Annotated in this window: 11 protein-coding genes and 3 pseudogenes; 7 read left to right on the top strand and 7 right to left on the bottom strand. The window is 64.1% G+C overall.

The features are described from left to right. Positions 1 to 19: 19 nt before the first annotated feature. From AC3A6Y_RS33260 to AC3A6Y_RS33275, 4 genes and pseudogenes are all read right to left on the bottom strand, one after another. Complete coding sequence (locus AC3A6Y_RS33260) at positions 20 to 3,379, bottom strand: Dyp-type peroxidase (protein ID WP_487872483.1); 3,360 nt, start codon at positions 3,377 to 3,379, stop codon at positions 20 to 22. Positions 3,380 to 3,485: 106 nt separating this feature from the next. Beyond that, on the bottom strand, positions 3,486 to 4,334 hold the full coding sequence (locus AC3A6Y_RS33265; RefSeq protein ID WP_487872484.1) for a hypothetical protein: 849 nt from the start codon (positions 4,332 to 4,334) through the stop codon (positions 3,486 to 3,488). Positions 4,335 to 4,880: 546 nt separating this feature from the next. Continuing rightward, positions 4,881 to 5,309: pseudogene (locus AC3A6Y_RS33270) on the bottom strand (DUF4158 domain-containing protein); the annotation flags it as partial. A 624-nt stretch (positions 5,310 to 5,933) separates the two neighbouring features. Then, positions 5,934 to 6,327: pseudogene (locus AC3A6Y_RS33275) on the bottom strand (transposase); the annotation flags it as partial. 234 nt (positions 6,328 to 6,561) lie between these two features. Between AC3A6Y_RS33275 and AC3A6Y_RS33280 the strand changes: the two are divergent. The 7 genes from AC3A6Y_RS33280 (at position 6,562) to AC3A6Y_RS33310 (ending at position 18,467) form a co-directional block, all read left to right on the top strand. Continuing rightward, positions 6,562 to 7,338 carry an SGNH/GDSL hydrolase family protein gene (locus AC3A6Y_RS33280; RefSeq protein ID WP_487872485.1) on the top strand — a complete coding sequence of 259 codons (777 nt, stop codon included), beginning with the start codon at positions 6,562 to 6,564 and terminating at the stop codon, positions 7,336 to 7,338. A gap of 166 nt (positions 7,339 to 7,504) precedes the next feature. Continuing rightward, a complete protein-coding gene (locus AC3A6Y_RS33285; RefSeq protein WP_487872486.1) occupies positions 7,505 to 8,035 on the top strand; it encodes a phospholipase effector Tle1 domain-containing protein in 531 nt (176 codons plus the stop codon). Between the two features lie 886 nt (positions 8,036 to 8,921). Beyond that, positions 8,922 to 10,109: a lipase family protein gene (locus tag AC3A6Y_RS33290; protein WP_487872487.1), complete on the top strand. Its 1,188-nt coding sequence runs from the start codon at positions 8,922 to 8,924 to the stop codon at positions 10,107 to 10,109. A gap of 12 nt (positions 10,110 to 10,121) precedes the next feature. Beyond that, the gene (locus AC3A6Y_RS33295) at positions 10,122 to 11,945 is read left to right on the top strand and encodes a VMAP-C domain-containing protein (RefSeq protein ID WP_487872488.1); all 1,824 of its coding nucleotides are present in this window, start codon (positions 10,122 to 10,124) and stop codon (positions 11,943 to 11,945) included. An 8-nt stretch (positions 11,946 to 11,953) separates the two neighbouring features. Then, on the top strand, positions 11,954 to 13,033 hold the full coding sequence (locus tag AC3A6Y_RS33300) for an AAA family ATPase (protein WP_487872489.1): 1,080 nt from the start codon (positions 11,954 to 11,956) through the stop codon (positions 13,031 to 13,033). Positions 13,034 to 13,065: 32 nt separating this feature from the next. Next, a complete protein-coding gene (locus AC3A6Y_RS33305; protein WP_487872490.1) occupies positions 13,066 to 15,717 on the top strand; it encodes an SAV_2336 N-terminal domain-related protein in 2,652 nt (883 codons plus the stop codon). Further along, positions 15,714 to 18,467, top strand: coding sequence for a TIR domain-containing protein (locus AC3A6Y_RS33310; protein ID WP_487872491.1), 2,754 nt, complete (start codon positions 15,714 to 15,716; stop codon positions 18,465 to 18,467). Before AC3A6Y_RS33305 ends, AC3A6Y_RS33310 begins: the two co-directional genes overlap by 4 nt. A 356-nt stretch (positions 18,468 to 18,823) precedes the next feature. On the opposite strand, the pseudogene AC3A6Y_RS33315 reads toward AC3A6Y_RS33310, so the two are convergent. From AC3A6Y_RS33315 to AC3A6Y_RS33325, 3 genes and pseudogenes are all read right to left on the bottom strand, one after another. Further along, positions 18,824 to 18,994, bottom strand: a pseudogene (locus AC3A6Y_RS33315) (ISNCY family transposase); the annotation flags it as partial. Positions 18,995 to 19,110: 116 nt separating this feature from the next. After that, the gene (locus tag AC3A6Y_RS33320) at positions 19,111 to 20,745 is read right to left on the bottom strand and encodes a trypsin-like serine protease (RefSeq protein WP_487872492.1); all 1,635 of its coding nucleotides are present in this window, start codon (positions 20,743 to 20,745) and stop codon (positions 19,111 to 19,113) included. 29 nt (positions 20,746 to 20,774) lie between these two features. Further along, entirely contained in the window at positions 20,775 to 22,220 is a 1,446-nt protein-coding gene (locus AC3A6Y_RS33325; protein ID WP_487872493.1) for a hypothetical protein, read from the bottom strand. Positions 22,221 to 22,250: the final 30 nt, after the last annotated feature.

The raw sequence follows: 22,250 nt of genomic DNA on the forward strand, positions 1-22,250 counted from the left end.
GCCGTGGACGGTCGGCGTCTCACCGACGCGGTCGTCGCGCCCGAAGATCAATTCGTTGGGTGCGGCCGCGTCGGCTCAGCGCCGAGGCGATGCCCAGGACGATGCGGTTCTCTGGCGTCCGATCCGGCCCGTTCTCATGGTGGACCGGACAACGCCACAGCATTTCGGGGACCGGACGCCGGCGCATGGTCTCAAACAGGCGCGCACGCAAGGCCTGGTTGGCCAGCGTGTAGGTGATCTGGTTCTTGCCCGCCACGTCCCGCAGCGCCTGCTGGTGCTGCCAGAGCGTCTCTTCCTTGATCCACGTTTCCATCGTGCGCAGGTAGTTGCCCTGCACGGTCGGCGGGAAGCCGAGCAGCACGCCGGCAAGACCGAGCGCGAACGATGGATCCTGGAGGGAAACGCCGCCCATGCGCGTCTGGATGTCGAGGGCCAGTGTGCCCAGCTGGGGTACAGTCTGGAGCCAATTCGTCACCGCCGCGAGGACCGATTGGCCTTGGACGCGGCCCGCGTCGATGACGTCCAGCCGCGGATGGGGCGAGAAGATGAAGCGCGATGCCGTGGCGAAGTTGCCGGGGCAGCGCGGCTTGCCGGGGTTGTCTTGCAGTCGCCCGCCGGCGGCCATGAACTGGGCGCCCGGCTGGTCGGGAAGGCCGATCCATTTCGTGCAGAGAGTCGCCATCACGTGGTCGCTGAAGCTGACCAGGTCGATCGGGCGGCGTTGCGCAGCGCCCGCCTGGCCAGGCAGGGAAGGAAACGTCGCCAGCACTTGGTTCACCATCTGGATGGTTTCATCGAAGGCCTGCTGCTCCCCGAAGGCCGCGATGGCGGCATTGAGCGGGAGCGCCTTCGTTCGCTCGATGTCGGGATCCATTCCCAGAAGATTCAGGCCGATCGAGACTTTCATGCGGTCGCCGTAGCCCGCCACCGAATAGGCGTTACCCTGGTCCTTCATAACGTCCAGCACCGCCTTGCAGGTACCGACGAGGTGGCCGTAGGCCGTATCGATGGGTGCGGCAGGATTGCCCGCGCGGACCTGCTCCCACACCTCGACCGCTCGTTCATGATCCTCGAGGAGCCCGCGCATCCGTTCACGCTCCTGTTCCAGCTCCTGCCCATCCGTCTCTTCGGGCATGCGTCGGTAGTGAGGCGCAGGCCCGGGAGGATTGCTGCGGAAATTCGGCAGGTCTTGTAGGGCTGCCAGTGCTGGCACGAACAGATACAGCCCCCATTCCAGTTCCACCAGGGGCCGGTCGCCGAAGACAACCCGTTTTACCTGGCCCGCGCCGTCGATGAAACGGAAGGCGCTCGACTCGCCCAGCTGCGGCACGCGCAGGAAGGGGTCGGCCTGCGCCGAGCCGACGCCACTGCTGTTGCCCCCGGAGATCCAGCGCTGAACGATCTCGAACTGCTCGGCGATGCTGGCGCAGTAGGCCATGAACACGAGACCACGCTCGGCGCTGCGGTCATCGGGCGAAAGCGGCCCGTAGGACATGCCGCGCCGCAGCAGCCGAGGCGTGTAGGCACGTCCGTCGCGCGGATTGGCGCGACGGACGTGCGAATGGAAGGGACAGGCATCGCTGGCCGCGCCCCCATCGTAGGTGAAGTCGTTCAAGGCAGTGCCCGACGCCTGAGGCACCAGCGGGGTCCCGTCGCGCTGCCGGCCCATCATCTTGGAGAGCAGCTCCTCGCGCGCCGCGGGCGTGAGCGCGAGCCTGTCGAGCTCTTCCTCCAGATGATCGACACGCTGTCGCAGCTTGCGCAACACGAGGAAACTTCCTTCGAACAGCAGGGGCTCGATGCTGGGATGGGGCGCGTCGCCGCGGTCGTTCCCGTGTCCGAGCAGCAGCTCGCCCGGCCGCACCTCGTCGGAGTGCTTTCCCAGGGCCGCTGCCTTCGGCTCTGGGGAAATGACGGGCTGGCTGATGCCGTCGGCGAACCCGAAGTGCCCCTTGCCGAACGGCGCGCCGGGGGGCCGATGGCTCCGCGTCGGCTGGACAGCCAGCACGCGCAGGCCTGTGCCGCTTGCCTGAAGCGTGCCGACCATGGCCCTCAGCTTCGGGTGCATGTCGTGCGAGGGGTTGCCGGGGTCCCGCACGCTCAGCACCAGCACCACGTGCACGACCTTCATGTCGATGGCGCGGCCACTGCCGTCGAAGGCCCGCGGCCGCGTCCAATGATCGGGGTGATTGCCGCGCACATCGCCCAGAATGCCGCAGCGCGCCTCCATGCCGTCGACGAACTCCTGCGGCAATGCTTCCAGACGTGCCTCGGCGATGCCCAGCGCCGCCAATCCCGCATGGGTGAATCCGGCCACGCAGCCGACCGATCCCGCCGGCACCGGCCCGCACTGGGGCGCCAGATTGGTGGCGAGGTGCTGGCTCGCTTTCGATCCGTCCGCGATGCCCAGCAGCACCACGCATCCATGCGTCGGCGGCTCGCTATTGCCGCCGAGGATCTGGGCCTGCAGCCGGGTCGGATCATAGGGCAGGGCCGGGACCGCCACGGCCGCGCCGCCGGTGCTCGCGGCCAGCCAAGTCAGCTCGTCGGCTAGCAGCGCGCGGGTCTTCGTCCAGGCAGCCAACACTGGTTGCATGCCGTCCAGCGCCGCCATCACCCGGCGCGGACCTTCGAGCACGAGTTGTGCGAAGCGGCGCAGGATGGCCATCTCGTCCGAGCCGTCGCCGACCTGGAAATAGGTGGACAGCCTATAGAGGCCCTTCAGCGTGCGCAGAGGCAGCACCAGTGCGCCGATCGGGTCGGACAGCGCCAGCTTCATGGCGTCCGCCTGCCGCTGCGCTTCGGATGGCAGGTGCAATCGCGCGATTTCCTGGTCCGCCGCCGGCGGACTGACCCACTCCCGCTGAACCCTCTCCACCGCGGCCAGGTACTGCTGGTCGCCCAGCGTCATCTCCGAGTCCGCGTAGAAGAGGCCGCCTTCGACCTCGTTGCGGCGCACCCAGGCGCAGTAGTCCTCGAACCGGGCGCTGCGCGAACCGAGGTAGCCGTCGCAATGGCAGAACAGCAGGTCGAGCAGCGTGCCCAGGTCCCGGTAGATCACCCGCATGTAGGGTTCCCATCCGCCGTCGAAGGTCACGTTGAGCGACAGCCGCCACGTCCCGTCGGCCGGCGCGTCGGGCGCGCCTACCGTGGGCGGCACGATCGCGTAGCGGAAGTGATGGATGATGCCGAAGCGCCCGACCACGTCCGGGAACACCGGCGGCCGCAGCTCCGATTCGCGGATGTTCTGCCGCGACGAATGCAGCGCGTCGAGCACCTTGCGCAGGCGCTCGAGGTAGCTGATGGGCTCGAAGCCCATCACCACGCTGCTCTTGATCGGTGCCAGGACGGAAAGGTTAGTCATCCCGCACAGCGCCATGCTTCGCTTGTGTGCCATTTACGCGCCCTCCAGTTGGATTGGACTTCTGCGTGGCGGCCGGCCGCCCAGGTCGTTTTTCCCTTGCTCCTCGAAAGCCGCGCCAGGGCTAGCGCGCGCCGGCCGGCCCGCGCGCTGCGGCGCCGTAGCGGGGCTTATCCGCCTGCGGTCCTGAAGGGGGTGCGTTGCGAACGGCCGCCTCGGGGTCCTTCTCGAGTTGGGAGAGCGCCAGTTCCCGGCTCTTCACCGCCCAGTACGCGCCGAAGGTCCAGATGCCTGCAGCCTCGATGAAGAACACATGGTTGGACATGGCGCCGAACACGCCCGCGAGCAGCCATCCCGAAAGAGGACACAGGGCCATGAGCACCGCGATCGTCCGGTAGGTGTGGCGGAATAGCACCGGATTCCCCTTGCCCTGAGGCAGATAGGCAAGGGTCTTGTCCGCGCAAGTCCAAGCAACGATGGCCAGGATGACGAACAGGGCCACGGCCGCCAGATAGTGAACGGGCACTGCCGGCGCGGCGGCTGCCCAGTCCCGGACGGCGGGGCAGGCGTCGTACAGCAGCTTCAAGCGGGGGTCCGGATCGTCGGCGCGCAGCCGCTCCGGCACGACGGCCACCAGCCCCGCGCAGGCGCCGGCGACGTTCAGCAGGACGTTCTCCCGTGCCGTGAAGCCCTTGTACAGGTACAGGCCCGCGCCGAACGCGAACAGGAAGCCCACGAAGATCGTCCGCATCGGGAACGAGGCGCACTGCTGCGCCGTCGCGGCGAAGAAGTAGGCGCTCATCGATGGCTGCAGCTCCAGGCCATGGCGATACCTGCCATAGAAGAAGAGGAACAGCGGGAAGGCGAAGGCCAGGATCGCCAAGCCCATGCGCAGCGAGAAATAAGTGTCTGAGAAGTGGTGCTGTAGAGCCTGGGGATCTCTTGGTGGAGGCGCATTGACTGGCGGGTTCATTGGCGTCCTCTCGGCGGATATCGAGGACGCATGATCGTTCTCGGCCATACCGGGCGCAACCTCCATTTGAAGGAGACGATGGCGGATGGCGGGAATGGCGATGTCGAGAGGCAATAAAAAATCCGGAAGAGCCTGGGCTCTTCCGGATTCGGATCCGGCTGCGGCATGTAGCGTGGACTCGTTGTCGGCTGCGTCAAGCGCTCCTCAAAGCCGAACGACGCATCCTCCACGACGTGCTTGTCGAACACGTGATAGCCGGAGCGCACGAGCTGTGGCAGCGAAAGCAGAAGTGGTTCAGTGAGGCGAGACGCGCGCCATCTCGTCGGCATGCTTTGCGTCCCTCGTGGTCCGGTTAGTGAGCCCCTGTTGCTGCGGAACGCCCCTGCCGGATGTGGCAGCCGGCGTCGGGGCGCTGGCTGTGGGCCGATGCAAGGCAGCGGAGCCTTGCCGCGGGCGTGATCTCGCTGGCGACCGCGCTGCGGATGCCCGCTTCGATCGTGGCAAACGCGTCGCGGGCCCAGTCCTGCACACGGTGTTGGCCGAAGATCAGGATGTGGTGGTCATAGAACCAATGGCACGCGGACGTGACCAGATCGTCGGCATGCGCGGCCTCAGCGGCATGAAGCGCCAAGCCACGAGGGCGGCTTCTGCGCCCGGATCGAGATCCCTCAGGCCAAGGTACTCCCTGGCCCATTGTTGGTGCTCGTAGAGGGCGGGGCGGCGTTCGTAGAGACTGCGCAGGCACGCGATCGTAAGTGGCGTGGCTTCCAGCGTCTTGGCCACGTACCGCAGGTTGCGTGGCGGCACGGAGGAGCGGTCCATCGGGCGGCCGCAAGCACGCAGGAACGGCAGTTGCAGCGCGCCTGCGACCCGGCGTTCGGATCGGAATCGAAGGCGGATCACCTCGACGTCGCCATCTCCGAGTTGGAAAAAATGCTGGACATCGAAGTCCGTCAGGTGAGCGGGCAGGGTCCCAGACCGATCCCGGCATGACCCCCGTGGCTCGGCAACTCAACCCATTCGAACCCAAGATTTGCAACGAACTGATTTCCACCGCCGCTTGACGGCCTGAAGTGATGAAGCAAGGTTGGACCTGCGCGGGGTGTGCCTGTAGTTTGATAGGAGGAGGTCAACGCCATTCTCAAAAAACCGAATAAGGCCCCCGCGCGTGTCTCTCATCAGGGTACGCAGCCATCAGAACGCTGCAACAACTTGTTGGCCAATGCCACTGCTGCGACGTTCTTGTTTCGAATGCGCGCACCATCTGGGCGCTGCTAGCCCACAATCGGCGATACGAAGCTGGCTACACACGGCCAGTCGCTTGACGCATTGAAATGCGATCGGCAAGAAACAAAGACAGGGAGAACAGACCGTCGATTGCTCAGGCGATCAGAAATTGATGGCAAGACAGGTAAGACCGTGGTCGACCAAGCCCGCTATGACCGTGGCACTCAGAGTGCGCACAAACGATTGAGGCGTCGACCAGCAGATCCCATCAGGGACCGCAGCCAAAAGCTGCAACCAAGTCCGGATGTACGGGAGCAATCTTCACCTTTGCGTCGTCACGAACTGAGTGCCTGGCATAGGGGGCGTTCATGTACGACGCTGGACGACGGCGTCTGCCCAACTGCAGGCTTCGGACTTGTGCCCCGACGCGCGGAAGATAACGGAACGGGCGCCGTGGATGAGAAGCGTCCGCAGATAGCTGTCGCCTCGCTTGCTCATGTCAAGCAGATTGGTCTTTCCTCCAAACGAGTGCTGCCTGGGCACCAGACCCACCAGGCGGCCAGTTGGCGGCCGCTGTCGAAGTTCCTGGCATCGCCGATCGACGCGATCAACGCGCTGGCGGTCAGTGGTCCAATGCCTGGGACTTGTGCGAGCTTGCAACTGACCTCGCTGCTGCGATGCCATGCCTGGATCGTCCCTCGAGTTCATCGACCTGGCGATCAAGCTCCTTCAGATGGTCGAGCAAATGTTGCACAAGAACGCGAAACGCAATCTACACACACGAAAGGCACGACTACCACGTTCTTGGCGGAACTGACCGTGAGTGAGTGCACTTGGTTGCCGGCAGCAAGGTCACCCCAGCCTGATACGTTCCCAAAGCGCCAGGTTCTCCCCCATTTGAAGTATGTCCTGCGCGCCCGCAGGGTGCGATGATTTGCGAAGAAAAGACTGGAACAGCCGGCTGTCTCGCTGTGCATCCCGACCACCGGAGTGACCATCGATGGCAAATGTATTCTGGGGCGTCCACACGGCTCTGGCCAAGGTTCAGTTTGCCTCTGTGCTGGCAATCGGGGATTCATGGCTCTGGTACCCCGTTGACAACTTGGCCACCGAGCTGGGGTCTCTCTTTCCAAGCGAGACCTTCGTGGTGATTGGGAAGAACGGCGCTGAGGCAGCGGATTGGTCTCAAGGCACCCGCAAGGCCATTGATTTCGGGTTCGACATGTTTGCCACTAGTTGCAAAGTGCTTATCCTGAGCGGCGGCGGCAATGACGTTGCCGGCCAGGATGACTTTCTCCGTCTCCTCCAGCCGGACTGCTCAAGCTTTACGACAGTCTCGGAGTGCTGGCGCCAAACCCAACCACTCGCAGTCATCACGGGCATCATGAATGCCTACCGGGAGGTGATCGTCCGCTTCCGCGCCTATAACCAACATGCCCCGATCGTGCTCCACAACTACGATAACGCGTGGCCCACCGGCAAGGGCTTCTTCGGTCCATCGGATTGGCTGAAGGTGCCGATGGACATAGCCAAAGTGCAGGGGATGAAGTTGCGCCGCGATCTCTTCAAATCCCTCATCACATCGCTGGGGGATGCACAGGACGATCTGGCTCTGAACGGCGGCCTTGGACCAATCATCGCAGTTGAGACGGCGGGAGAGTTACCGGAAGACGGAGCAGAAGGCTGGTGGGCAAATGAATTGCACCCGACTCCCAAGGGCTTCCGTAGAATTGCGCAGAATCGATTGATGCCGGCGTTGGAGCTGGTCCTCTCATAGAGCTTTGCTATGCGGGCTGGCACGGAGTTCGGTTTTCTCGCGCCATCCAAGACAGGTCGCGGAAGGTCACAGAATGGACGATCGATCAACGGACTTCCCAGGCGCGCTCCATCAAATCTCCGATATACGAGAGCCACCCACGAGTGGGTCGACGCCCCAGCGTGACATGATCCTTTTCTGCGACGGCACCAACAACACGCTGACCGGCGGGACAAATGATACGAACGTTCTCAAGCTATACCAGCACATGCGTGCGACCAACAACCCGAACCAGGTCCTCTACTACGACCCCGGCGTCGGCTCTCCGGATGGTCTTCCCGGCGTTGGATTGGATGTCTTGTCACGTAAGTGGGAGCGCATTTCTGGCCTCGCCTCTGGCCATGGTGTCTACGAGAACATCCGCGAAGGCTATGACCCTGCCTCGATTTCACGTACAGCAGAAGTTGATAACTTCGAAGGTACGGAGCCGGGCCGTCGTGCACCCACCACCCAGAGGAGCGAATGCCGCAGAGAAAACGCCCCTTACGTCAACGAGGAACGCCCGCCTTCAAATCAGGAGGGTACGGCTGCCCGGTGTGCGCCTGGCTGGGTCTGCGAAGACCACACTGATCGGCCATCCGACTTGGTGGCCGACGGAGGTGGATGCGACTGCGGCGGCGCCGCAGTGCCCTGCAAATGCAATCCAGAAGCGATCTAGGATCGATGGAAAAAGTGCATGCCTCTGTGGACCTACCGACCTACCAACCTCAAAGTGGTCGGCAGAGGCCCGTCGCTCGCTGCACCGTCGCGATGACGTGCTCCGTTAATGACGTTGTCTGACTTTCGCGAGGAGAGCTGCACGTTGCTCCTCCGTTCCGCCCGCGGCCACGTCCTCCCAAGTTCCGTCCTTCTTGAATACGCGGGCTGCGAAGCATTGCACCTCGCCAGACTTGGCGAGCTCAGCATCCTCTCAAGGTAGGCCGTCAACTCAGGGCCAGACGGAATGTAGTCGGTCCATGGGCCCACTGTATCCGATGGTCCGAAGCCACACCCCTCGGCGCATCCGCGATGCGGGCCCGCGCTTTCGTGCTGCTCATCGAGCTCCCTGCAGGATCTCGACCCTCCCGGGCTCCAATCGCTGACGCACGTGGCCCAGCAGGGCCGCTGAAACCCCCACCACGCCTGATCCCTTCCCGACGCCGGCGCCGTTCACTCCATCCCCTCGGCGTGGTCAATCCGCTCCCCAGCCCGCCCCTCTGCACGCGCTACACCGTTTCGGCAAGCTCTGGGTAGGTCTGGAACTGAGCGGTCCAATCCGTGCATACGTATTAGGCGATGCGTCGGTAGGAATTTCGCGGTTACCCTAGTTTGTTGCAGCACCATTTACGAACCGACCTAGTCGGGACGGATGCCCGCAGTTGCGGTCTGAGCGATTGCACAACAATCTCTGGGCGGAGCCGGCATGCTGTCGTCCCCGCGATCTTCGGCGGTCATCGCCAGCCCGAATTTGGTCGCGTATCCTCAATTCAGCGGACGTTTGGGGTGTCATAGCGTTGCACAATTGGGAACGGCCGGCAGTGGTGACGGTCTCGGGAGACGGGCTGATGGGTAGCGTATTGTTTGTTCACGGCACCGGCGTGCGGGAGGAGGGATATCGCGCTACGGTGCAGCGCATCACCCGCGGCCTGCAAGCAGCGGTGCCCGGAGCGCAGGTGCAGCCCTGCCTATGGGGCCCAGAAGTGGGCGCCAAGCTGGCGCGTGACGGGCGGTCGATCCCTGACTTCGAAGGGGTCACTCCACCGGAGGCCGGCTCGGAGGCGAGGCGCCTGTTGTGGGAGCTTCTGAGCATGGACGCCACCTACGAGCTGCGCGAACTGGCGGCCCGCCCGGCCAGTGGGGCGGGCCGGATGGACGCCAAGGTGGATGGCTGGCCCTTGGAAGTTGCCGCGCTGAGCACCGACGTGGCCGCGCTGGCGCTGCTGCCGCCAGAGGTGCCGAGTAGGCTATGGGAGGAGGCGGTGGCCAAGGTTGTCGCAGCGCCGGCGTTGACCGGCGCTGCGCGCGCTGCGCGGCGGGTGGACGCCGGCGTACGTGAGGCCGCCGCGCGCGCCTGCGTGGCCGAACTACTCGCCGGGTTGCGCCAGATCGAAGCTCCGCCGCTGTCCGACGACGAACGCGACGCCCTGGTGCAACAAGTGGTCGACCAACTTGGCGGCCTCGAGGCCGGTGCCGTGTTGGACTGGCTCGGCAACAAGCTCAAGGGTGCAGCCAGCCGCTGGGCCACCGCCAAACTGGTACGCCAGCGCGACGTACTCAGCAACGCTGCTTATCCGGCGGCAGGCGACATCCTGCGCTACCAGGCGCGCGGGGCGCCCCTCCGGCGATTCATCGCTGACCGCATCGACGATTGCCCTGACGACGAGGTCACCGTCATTGCCCACAGTCTGGGTGGCATTGCCTGCGTAGATATGTTGGCCATGGCGTCACGACCCAAGGTCAAGCAATTGGTCACCGTCGGTTCCCAGGCGCCGCTGCTGTACGAACTGGGCGCCCTGCGCGCTCTGAGGCCCGGACAGCACCTGCCTGAGCACTTCCCGCGGCGTTGGGTAAATGTGTACGACCGCCACGATCTGCTGAGCTATTTAGCCGCGCCGGTGTTCGGCGGCTTCGCCGCGCGTAGCATCGTGGACATGGAAGTAAAAAGCGGCCAGCCTTTCCCCGACGCGCACAGCGCCTACTGGGGCACGAAGAACTTCTGGCCTGAGCTGCTCAGGCGCCTGCTCCCGCTCTAGTCCCGCGCGCCGATGCCATTCGCGCCGCCCAATCCCTCGCCCCCGTCGGCCAGCCGCGCGGTGATCGTGGGGGTGGAGCGGTACGGCGTCGGTAACCTGCACGGCCCGGTGGCCGAGGCGCTGCAGGTAGCGCAGGCGCTTCAGACCGCCGGCGTAAGGCACGAGCGCATCGACCTATGGCTTGCGCCGGCCGACCGAGCCGCCTGCGACCATGTCAACGTGGCCTGGCCTGGATGGCATGAGTTCAACATCGAAGCGTTTGCCCGCTACCTGCTCGAAGACTTAGCCAATGATGCCGCCGGCGGCACCCTGTATCTGCACTGGTGCGGCCACGGCGTGGCGCGCGGCAAGGAGCACCACCTGCTACTGCCTGGTTCCAGCAGTGCGCAGTTAGAAACCCTGGAGTTGGATCAGCTAGCGCGCCATTTGGTGGATAGCCGACACGCATCCTTTGGTCACCTGGTACTGGTGATGGACACCTGCCGCGAATCGCTGCAGGCGTGGAACACCGATTACCTCGCACCGCGCAACCTGCTGGCGCAGGGTCGTGCCAACGGCCCGGTTTATTGCAAGCTCTTTGTCTGTGCCGAGGGCCAAACCACCACGTACACCCAGGCTGGCTCCAGCCACGGCGTGCTGCTTCGTCAGCTGCTGGCCGAGGCGCCCGCCGGTCATTGGCCCGAGTTCAAGTCCGCATTGCAGGCCGCGGCCAGCCGGCTGGCCGCAGCCGCTTATGTTTTTGCCACCGACTGGAACGACCAGGAAACCCATCTTTCCACTGAGCCGGCGCTAGACTGGGTGTTCGGAAGCGCGAAAGTCGCGTTCGACCGCCAGGCCGAACTGGCCGTGCTGAGCCTGCGGCCCGAGATGCCGCGCGGCTTGCTGGCAAACCCGGCCGGGCTGCTGAACTATCTGCAGGACCTTCCCGCCACGCATGGCGTGGCGCCGCTGCACGAGTTTGCGCTGCGCCTGCTGGCTGAGCCCGCGGTGGGTGAGGCGAAGGCGTTGCGTGAGTGGGTGAAGGCCATTGTCAGCGACGCCGAGCGGGCCAGCATCGACGCGCGTATGCAGGCGCCGCCGGCACAGCAAGTTCTGCTGCTGTGGGTGGCGGCCGACCCCGACGCGCCGCCCGCTCAGCCTGCTTGGTGGGTGATGGCCGCGCGCTGTAATGCCGAGGGTGTACCGGTGCCAGACGGGCGCGACCACCATCAGGCCCGTCATGCCCGCGGCGTGCCGGCGCTGAAGGCCGAGCTCGCTGGCCTGTTGGCCGAACTGCGCGTTAGCTCCAGGGAGCCGATAGAGCTCTTCCTTCCGCGCGGCCTGCTGGCCGAGGGCTTGGAGCTGCAGGAACTGGCGAGCGGCTGCGACGAGGACCCAACTTTCGACCTGTGCGGCACCTACGTAACCCTTCTACGAAACCCGCGCGAGTTGGGTCAATTGCGCAAGCTGTGGTGCGAGCGCGCACCCGAGGTGCTGGCGCGCTGGCATACCGCGCAGCCCCTGGCCCAGCCGCCCGCCGCGGGCGCGGCGCGCCCGGCCGACGCTTACTTGCAAGCCGGTGGGCCGATGTGGTGCCTGGTGCCCGATGCCCAGGCCGACGCGCAAGCCCTACAGCAGGCACACCAACTGTGCACCAAACACGGTCTGCCCGCGCTGGCATGGGCTCGCGGAGCGGCCATCGCTCCATTGCTGCAGGGCCACCTCGACGCAGGGCTGCGTGGCCCCAGCGCCGAAACGCCGGCGCGGCTGCTGCAACTGCGCCGCGCAGGCCTGCAGGAGCTGAGCCTAATGCTGGACGACCCAACGCGCGTGCCACCCTGGGGCCCGCAAACATAGGACGCCATATGCCAAACAACATCAAGGATTGGAAGCTCTACACCGGTAGCCGCAAGCCCCACGACGGTATCAGCCACCTGCCGCCAGCCCCGGGTTGGCGGCCCGATCCCGCCAAGGTGTTGCAAGAGCGCAAGCTGCTCGACTGGAACCGGCTCAGGACTTGGCCTGCCGCCGCTCGGCGCGGCGCCCGATTTCACGCCACCACGGCCATTGTCGAGATGGTCAATGCCGCGCTATATCTCCGCCGGCCGTTGCTCGTGACCGGGCGGCCCGGAAGCGGCAAGTCCAGCCTGGCCTATGCGGTGTCATATGAGTTGGCACTGGGCGCGCCGCTGCGTTGGTCCGTCACCTCGGCGTCCACGTTGCGCGACGCGCTGTACCGCTACGACGCAATCGGCCGCCTGCAGGACGAGCAGACGACCGGCGCCAAGGCCGCCGCAGCCGGCGACGCCCGGGCAATCGCCGCTCAGCTGGGCCGCTACATCCGCCTGGGGCCACTGGGTACCGCGCTGCTACCAACGACGCGTCCGCGCGTGTTGCTCATCGACGAGATCGACAAGAGCGACCTGGACCTTCCCAACGACCTGCTCAACGTGTTCGAGGAAGGCGAGTTCGACGTACCCGAGCTGCGCCGGTTGCAATTCGCCGGCCCGGTAACCGTGTTCACCGACGACGAAGACAGCCAGCCCGTCGCCGAAATCGTCGGCGGCAAGGTGCGCTGCGCGCAGTTCCCGCTCATGGTTCTCACCAGCAATGGCGAGCGCGACTTCCCCGCGCCATTCTTGCGCCGCTGCCTGAGGCTGGACATGCCCAACCCTACCGGCAATCATCCGGCCGACGACAACGTCGAAGGCAAGCGCCTGATGCAGATCATCCGACTGCAATTCGACGCTGCCGAGGTCCGCCAAGCCCAAGCACTAATCGACGAATTCCTAGCTAAGGTGCAGGCTGGCAAGCTTTCCAACGTAGCCACCGACCAATTGCTCAATGCGGTGCACTTCGTGGTGCACGGCCAGCTCGGTAACGCCGACGAGCAGCAGCGTCTGGTGCAGGCACTGACACAGGAACTGGTGGGCCCGCGCGGTTAAGCATGGCCCGGCAGAATAAGACGAACCCCGCGTTGCGCCTGCACCAGCTGGCGCAGGCTGTGGCGAGGGTGGATCCGCTGGCCGGCTGGGAGGAGTTGCGCGACGTGCTGTGGCTGGCGCAGCACCTTCCGCGTGCGGCCGTACCGGTGCCGACCGCCGTCGGGGCCCAGGCTGCCCCGCGCGACGACGCGGGTGCCCGCGCGTACACCGAGATGGCTCCGCCCGCGACCGTCCCACCTTTAGGCCCCGCGGCCTACCAGCCTACCACCCGGCCGGTGGAGGTGGACGACAGTGCGGCACGTGAGGCGGACCGGCAGGCCGACAGCGCTGTGTATGCTGGCGCGGACGGCGACGGGGCTGGCGGCCTGCGCGCCATCCCCTTGCCCAGCCCCCACCCGCTGCCCGAGGCAGCCGAGCTAGCGCGCGCGCTGCGCCCCCTGGGCCGCCGCCACGCCCGCGGCGCGGCGCGCTTACTTGATGAAGAGGCCAGCGCCGAGGCCCTGGCCCACACCGGCCTGCCCCAACCGGTCCTGCGGCCACCGCGCCCGCGCTGGTTCGACGCTGTGGTGGTGGTGGACACCCACCTGCCGCTGCTGGCTTGGCGGCCGCGGGTGGATGAGTTCGTCAACCTGCTGCGCCGCCGCGCCGGGCTGCGTGATCTGCATCTGTTCAGCTTGCACGCACTGCCCCAAGGTCTGGCGCTGCATTCCCCTGACGGCCGACCCGCCAACCCCGCGGCGTGGCAGCATGGCCAGGGTGGACGGCTGCTCCTGGTGGTGTCAGACGCTACCGGCCCGGCCTGGCACGACGGCCGCATAGCGCGCTGGCTGTTCCCGTGGGCGTGCCTGATGCCGGTAGCCGTGGCCCAGTTGCTGCCTGAGCCGCTTTGGCCGCACACCGGACTGGGCTTTGTCGACCTGCGTGTGCAGGCGCATCGGCGCGACCAGCCGAGCGCCACGCTGGCGGTGCTGCGACCCGAATGGGCCGAGGGCGAGCCTGGCTTGGTGCTACCGGTGCTGGACATGGCCCCGGCCGGCGCGCGGCGCTGGGCTCGAATGCTTATGGCCGCAGGCGGGGCCAGCTGCCCCGCTGCACTACTGCCCTACGAGGGCGGCGCCACCAGCAACGCCGCCGCTCGCGTGCCTGAACCCGGGGCGCAGGTGGCGGCACTGCGGCGCAGCGCACGGCCCCGGGCGCTGAAGCTGGCCGCTGCCCTGGCGGCCATCAAGCCGCTCACTCTGCCGGTGGTGCGCCTGGTGCAGGCCAACCTTCCACCGGTGCCCGCCGGCGACGACGACTTAGCCCAGGTGCTAGCCAGCGGCCTGCTCACGCCGCGCGGCCCCGCGCCGGCCGATACGGCGCTGAACCTGCGCGCCGACGAGCAGGTGACGCTGGACATGGCCGACTCCGTACGCGACGAGCTCGTGGGGGGGCTTCTGCGCAGCGAATGGTGGCAGCTGAACCTGGCGGTGCAGCGATACATTGAGCAAGCCAGTGGCAACCCCTTCGATTTCATTGCCTACCTCGAAGACCGCCAGGGCAGCAGCGATCTGACACCCGCGGCGCTGCCGTTCGCGCGCTTCGCGCGCCGTCTGGCAGATCGATTCCGCCCGCCGGGCGCGGCCGGCGCCGCCGTGCGTCGACGCGTGGTGCACGAGAAGGTCGCCGGTCCAGGGCTCACGGTGCGCGCCGAGGTAGCGCTGCCCGCGCCGATGCATGGTCTGCGCTGGTCGGCAGATGGCCGGCGCCTAGGCGTGCTACACGGCCTGGGGCTTGACATCTTCGAGGCACCTCGCCTCCACCACGGTACTCGCACACGCCGCGGCGGATGGCTGCTATACGTGCTGTGCCCCGCGGCCGATGCTGACCCAGTGCGCGAGTTGGTGACCAGCGTGGCGCGCCAATTGGAGCAGCGCACCGGACGACCGGTTGGGGTGCGGGTGCTCGGCATGCCATCAAGCGAGCCGGGGCGCTGGAAGGTGCGCATGCTCGGAGTGTTGTCGTCCCGATCAAATGCCGCCGAGCAGGCCGGTGATCGGCCTGTGATGCTTTTTGCAATGACCGGGTCGGTTGCAAAGCGGGGAACTCGCGAACACACGGCGTGGCGGCAAGAACTTCAGCGACTTAAGGAGGTGCGGGTTCTCGCGCTGACCGAAGCCTGGGCAGGTCTGGGGTTGGACAGTGACCTCTGGCTCAGCGCATTCGAGCAGGGCGCTGCGTCGCCTGCACTGGGGTCAGCCGTCGACGCCCTGCAAAGGTCCCTGCCCCCGCTGGCCGAAGCGGGCTTGGGACGCTTGGAGGCGTTTGCGTTTGCCGACGAGGCCGGGCACGACTGGTTGGCAACGCATCGCGCCGGCAGCAGGTGGGAGCTGGTGTTGCACCGACCCCTGCCCGACGGCAATGTCGAGGAAATCAAGGCCGAGACGCTGGGACTCGGACCGGGCGAGATCGAGCAGCCCGCTGTGAAGGCCATGTACGTGGCCGATGGCACGCTATCCGCGCTGCTTGAAGGGGACCAAGGTACCACTTGGCGTGCGGGTAGCGTCAGCGTTGAAGTCACCCAACAACAACCGCTCTTAGGACTGACGCAGTCCGGTCGTTGGATGGTGGCTCTGCGCCCGGGCCTTGCCATCGAGGCCAGCATTGGGCAAAGCCGACAGTTGTTCGAGGGGGCTGCAGCATGATCTTGCCTTCGCCGGTTTCACAGTCCTGGCTTGTGGCAGCAGACCCCCAAGGCCGCTGGGCTGCCTTTGCTGAGCCACCCCATACGCTGGTGGTAGCACGCCTACCCGAGCAGGCTGCGGGCAGCAGCCGGCGTTGGCAGACCACAGTGCAAGAGGGCATTGCGTCACTGAGCGCCTCTCGCGACGGGCGTTGGCTCGCAGTTGGCCACCAGACGGGCAGCAGCCTGGCGCTGTGGGCGCCGGTGGACGAAGTTCTTTCCGGCTGGATGGAGGTGAGCCGCGCTACGCTGCCTGGTGCAACCGGTGCGGTCGAGCTGGCTTTCTCTCCCACCGACGACACCCTGGCGGTCGCCTGGGGCGACAAGCTACAAGCGTTGCGGTTGGATCTCGGCGAACTGAGCCGGCTGCGCCATGCGGCAGCCGAACTGTCGATGGGCGCCAAGACACTCAAGCGAATCGTCATTTTCAGTCCGAGCCAATACGCTCGTTATGCCGCCTTGCTTGAGACAGCGTTGGCGCAGGATTTGAAGGTCGAGCGGCTGACAGATGGCTCAGCGCCAGCGAATTCGGTGAACGCAATCGGTACGTCCGTTGAACTTGCCGACGCCATCGTGACCATTGTTGGCACGGCCGGTCGGCGTCAATCGGAAACGGAAATGCGCCTGGCGAAGAAACTGGGCAGGCGGATCATCCCGGTCCAGGCCTCTCATGACATCGAGGAGGCTGGCGAGTTGCGCGACATGGCCGCCGCCAACGTTGACGCCAGAGGCCGAGTTCTCGCTCTAAGCGACCTGGACGGAGCTGCCTTGAGGCACGCTATCAATTCCACGGCGGTCAACGTCGTCAGTTCCATGGGGATCGATACGACGCCCTTACTGCATGAACTTCAAAACACGTACGAAGAGGCGGAAAACCGCTACTTCAATCCTCCCAGCGAAATCCAAAGCCTCGGACGAAGGCTGCGTGAAGGCGACTTTCGAGCGCTCGTCTCGCAATTAGGTCCTGACGAGCTGCTCATGGGTCTCTACGAGAACCAAGCCCGAGCCCTCGTGGCGACGCATGTTTCTTCAAGGGCCCGGCTTCAGGAATTGAGTCTGGCGAACTTGATGCTGCGCGGGTTCTATGCAATGCCGCGAGAGACCGCCAATCGCGGTTGGAATGGTGGGGAGCCGGTTGCCGCAAAGGCGGAAAAGCGGCCGATGGTTGTCATCTCCTACGTTCGCACCTACGCAGCGCTCGCACGGGCACTTGTTTCGGCGCTGGAGGAGACTGGAAGCATTGACGTTCGCTACGACGGCCACATTTCCTCTGGAGAGAGTTTTCCGGGTACCGTGCTGCAGTGGGTTGATCAGTCGGATGCATTGGTCGTTTTGGCCGGTCCAGCAAGCGCGCAGGCCAACTACTCCAAGGTTGAACTTGAGCGGGCGCAGCAGCTCAGGAAGCCCGTCGTAGCCGTTACTGTCGAGGCAGGAACGCTGCCGCCAACGCTTGCGTCGTATCAGGCGGTCAACGTCGATGAGCACGGCACCCCGTTGTTGCTTGCGCATCTTAAGGGCCGTCCCCTCGAAGCCGCCCTGCGCCGCACCGCACTCCAGGTGCTCGACGCTGTCACCGAGGTGGAGGGCAATGCGCGTCAACGCTCCTTGCCCGCGACATCTGTGGGCAGTGGCACTGGTTCGCCACCGGATGCTGAGTTGACTACGCCAGAGGGGGCGGGTCCTGGCAAAGTCGCTCCAACGCGGAGCCTTAAGCGCGGAGACCGCGGGCCAGACGTAGCCGAGCTTCAGCGCATGCTGGCGGTAGAAGCTACGGGCGTGTTTAATTCGGTAACTGCAGATGCAGTCGGACTTTTCCAACGCGAGCGAGGCCTGGTGACGGACGGTGTTGTTGGAGCGCAGACTTGGCAAGCGCTCGGACGGAACGTTTCGGCGCTGAACATAGCCGCTGCTCCAGAGCCAGCGCGGCCGGCATCGATCCACAGGGGACCTCGGGCCGTGGTCTCAATCGGCGTGGACACGGTGGCGGGGCTTCCTTCGCTCCGGGCCGCCGCCGTTGCCGCGAAGAGCTTCGTGGAGTGGGCCACGAACAACCAACACATACCGGCCGACCAAGTGGTCTTGATCACTGACACTGACGGGCCGGTTCAGGTGCGCGACATCCAAGATGCCGTAGATAGGTGCCTTCGGATCAAGGAGTTGGACCAGCTCATCGTGTTCTTCGCCGGTCATGGCGCCACCGCGAATCAGCAACTTGTCTGGCTATTGACCTATGGGATTGTCGATTTGAACGAAGCTGTCAACGTCAACCAAGCCGTCAACATGGCGCGGTCGACGGCCGTCCCGCACATCGTGTTCATCTCAGATACCGCGCGCGACCAGAGCCAAGCGGGCATCGACGGCGACCTGACTGGGTCGGCTATCTTCCCCAGCTTCAAGGCGCCGACGAAGCTCTGCGAGGTTGATCGTCTGTTTTCCACGGGTGTCGATAGCAAGTCTTACGAGGTGCAAGGGGCGGAATTGAGTCACCAACCCGAGCCGGTCTTCACGAGCGTACTCTTGGCCGCCCTGAGTGGACGGGAAACTTCCGTGCTCCACGAGTACGAAGGCCACCGTGTTGCGACCGGCCGGTCGATCAGGCGGTTCGTGGGCCAGGAGATGTCCCAGAGGCTAGGGCAGCTGTCCGTTGGACTCCATCAGGATCCGGTCTTCCTCATCGAGTCCAGTTCCGATCGATGGCTGGCCAGCTTTTAAGTTTGGCATGCTGTATTTCGGGGTGATCGAATGAAAGATGCTATGTGGGACTACCCGAGCGAGACCCGTTTGGCTAGAACGGGATTTCCTTAACTTCTTGGCAAAGGAGATGGTATGGACGCCTCCCCCTCGCTGATTGACTGCGAACGGTGGAGACGCGGGTGATGAAGGGGGGCCTCGCAGTCGACGGCATCGAGTGCCAAAGTGGAAGTTCGATCTACCCACTTACAGACGGAGGCCCCGAAATGAATCGTACGACGTATGGCTTGGACATTGCAAAGAACGATTTAGACCGCGACCTCCACTTTGGGCTTGTCCCTTGGGCGCGCGGGGCGTGCTGGGAGCACGGCCACGCTGTACCCAAAGCTCGATTCGGTGGGCACGAAGCGTGGTTGCATCAGCCGACTGGTGGCGTCGTCGATGAACACAAGCAGCGTGCACTCAGGCCCCCGGTCTTCGACCAGGCATGGTCGCTGCCATCGATCTGGATGAGCTCGCCCAGGCAGGATCCGGTTGCGCGGCTGGTGGATTCCACATCATCTCGAAGGATACCGGCTTCGATCCGCTGATCCGGCACTTCAAGGACCGGAAGATCCTCATCGCGCGCTGGCGTGACGTGACCGAGATCCCGCCGAAATGGTCATCACCGCTTGAACAGTTTCTCCATTTCTTCGCCTGAGATCTGCAGCGAAGGTTCTTGCGGCAGCCTGTAGATCTTGTAGTTTTTGAAGGCCATGGTGGTCGAGCAACCGCTGGTGGGAACGTCCTTTTGTTCGCACAGCCAGTTTGCGGCCTCAGTGCTGGCAAGACTTGTTTGGGTCACCACTTGGGCTCCGCACTCTTGCTGTCCACCCGGTGCGCCTGAGATAACGGCGATCAACTCGCGAGGCTTCACATCCAGGTTGTAGCCTGCGTGTATCCCCTTGAAGACGGGCCCTCCAGAGTCGCCTTTGCACGACACGGTATTTCCCTTCATCTGATCCGGTCTCCATGACATCTTGCCGTTTCGCAGATCCACCTCGCCGACAAACCAGCCTACGTCCAGCACGCTTCTTGACTCGATGGGCCTGTCAGTTCTCCAATCGCCGTAGCCGGCCGCGGAGATCTTGGTCGGCACAGCGCTGTCAAAGCTCACCTTTGCAAACGTGCGAAAGCGTGTTCCTACCGGTTGGGCGAGTGTGAGGATCGTCAAGTCAACGCTTTCGCTTGGGTGCGGGCGAATCCCACCATTTTTGGCTAGCGGGATCTTGTCGAACCCAACACATTGCCTGGGCGGCTTCTTTTCCGCCTGAGCTTTCTTGCACTCCTCATACTCCGCAGGATCCCACTTGGGCACGAACACCAAAAGGTGCTCGGCCTTCGAGTCGTTGGTGCAATGCTTCGCAGTCAAAACCAGGGTCTCGGCGATTAAAGTCCCCGTGCAGTTGTGCCTGACATGCATGTGACCGATCCTGACAACCTCCAAGAAGCCGACAGGATTGAACGAGTCCGATCGCCTGTCGTCCACGGACACTTCAACGGCCTTGCCATGAGCAATCTGTACATCCGAAACGGTGTAACCCGTCGACCGGCTGCAATCGGTTCTCTTCATTCTTTTCAGATCGTCCTGACACTCCTTCAATCTGGCTTGAAGGGAAAAATCAATTCGCGCCTGGATGGAAGGCGGTGGAGGCGAGTCAGGAGGCAATGGGTTCTGAGTCCCGGCGGTGCCCATCTGCTGGCTTCCACTGCCAACAGATGGCCCAGAGGGCTGGCGCGGTTCCGGATCTGAGGGTCTTGGCCGAATACCTGGGGCTGGATCCCAAGGAGTTCGACGCGGATCCGAGTCATACGGCCATTGAGAGAACCTTTCCAGGTCAACCCTGTACTTGGCGAGAAATGCTGCGCTGCTCATATCCAGCACGCCAACTTCCCTTTGGTTCGCGAGCTTCTTCCAGTCTTCGCCCAGGAGGTCGATCTTTACCGAGTCTGCCAGTGCGATGTTTGGATACCTGCCACTCCTGGCGAGTGCCTCGAACGCGGCGAGATCGGCCTTGGCAGCCAAGTTGTTCACGGCTCTGGACTTCTCGGCAGGCGTCCAGTCAGAACGCTCGATCACCTTGATCGCATCGAGAAATCCGGACTTGTTGCCCTGAGTGAGTTCAGTCCAGGTTCTCTCCGACGTTACGTCAAACCGGACACCCTGCTGGCGCAGCCTCTGCATCGCCGTCTCGACTTCTGCGTAGCCCTTGCGACCAGGTGCCAGGGCAGGTTGAGCTACGGCAAGATGCGATGCCATGGCACAGACGAGCACTATAAATTGGTCTTTCATTCCGAAGCCTGCGCAGGAAAGCTTGACGCAACGATCTCGTTGACAACCTCGAGCATCCTTGCTTCCTGAAGGCCTCCGAGCCATCGAGATTGAATGAAGTACCCCTCATCCTTGAGAGACGTCTTTCCGTTCTCGACCTTCGTGGCCAGCAGGTTGAACTCGATGAGCGGCAAAATGCCAAAGTCCGGCCAATGACCGATCAGCTCCTTCTTGGTGAAAAAGGAAGGATACTTCAACGTTCCCGTCGCCATCGCGCTCCAACAGTCCGGCCAGTTTGACCGCACGTACTTGAAGTAGCCCTCCAGAACCCGCCGCGTACCCTTGGTTGCCAGGTCCATCTTGTGCAGATAGAACTCTCCATTGGATGAGTCAACAGGCTGCTTTGCGTACTCGCCAGAATCGAGAAATGAGTGTTCCGCGTTTGTGATTCCCTCATGAAAGGCCAGGTCCTGAAATCCATGCAGCATGTATCCAAGAAGGTATGCGGCCCCCGACGAGTCATTCGTCGCGCATCGTTCGAGCGACTTTTTGACGTAGCCGGCGATCCAATCTCTGAATTTGGCCTTGGCCGCTTCCTGCGTTCCGAAGACTTTTCCGTCATCATCGTTTGGGGTCTGTGCATGAGCCGCAGGCACACCCCACTCGAAGAAGTCGGCATCGCCGGACGCCCTGGCGATCAAGTGGATCATGGAATCGGACCATGTAACCTTTAAGTTGGACTGCACCGCCTTCATCGCGGCGACGCTAACTTCGTAATGCCCGGCGTCCCCCGCATGTCCGAGCATCGCTGCAAATGGCAGGCCTCCCGTTTTGCCGTATTCGGAAGTCGTTGGAACACTGTTCGAGACCCAGGCGTTCACCTCGCATGGGAGCCCCTCCGGACACTCCTCATAGATGAATGAATCGCGGTATGGTCCCGGGTGAATCGTCGAGCGCGTGAGCCGCAGCCATTTGTAGTCGTTGGTCGCTTTGATTTTCTGGAGGGCCGCACTTCCAAGCCCCTCGGTGCCATCGAGACTGCAGGCGTCCAACTCGGCCAAGACACGCTCCGGAATCACCGGCTGTAGTCCGCCTTGCTTGGTGTACACCCTCGCAAGCAGCTGATCTTGTGGCGTCGTGCACCACTTGACCTGTTGCTGCGGCGTCGGAGTGAACTGGGCATGAGCGCCCTGTAGCAGAACCGAGAGCACAAGGCCACACGTCGTTACGATCCGAACGAAACGGGGAGCTGACTGCATGGTGTTGCCTCCTCGTCGGCAATGGTCGTTATCAGAAGCCGCTTTGCAATACCCCAAATGGGGGAGCCAGTCACCTTGCCGTGTGCCCACTTCGGTCACACGTGCTTCGGGCACCCCGGAGGCCCAGAACGTCACCACCCAGTGGCACGCCACTTTCTCCCTGCCGGTGTTGGTGACCGAGTCCGGCCGCACCACGGCGTACACCTAGGGGTCCATTTGATTTCAGTGCAAAAA

This window comes from Variovorax sp. Soil_C_17, from assembly GCF_057657265.1.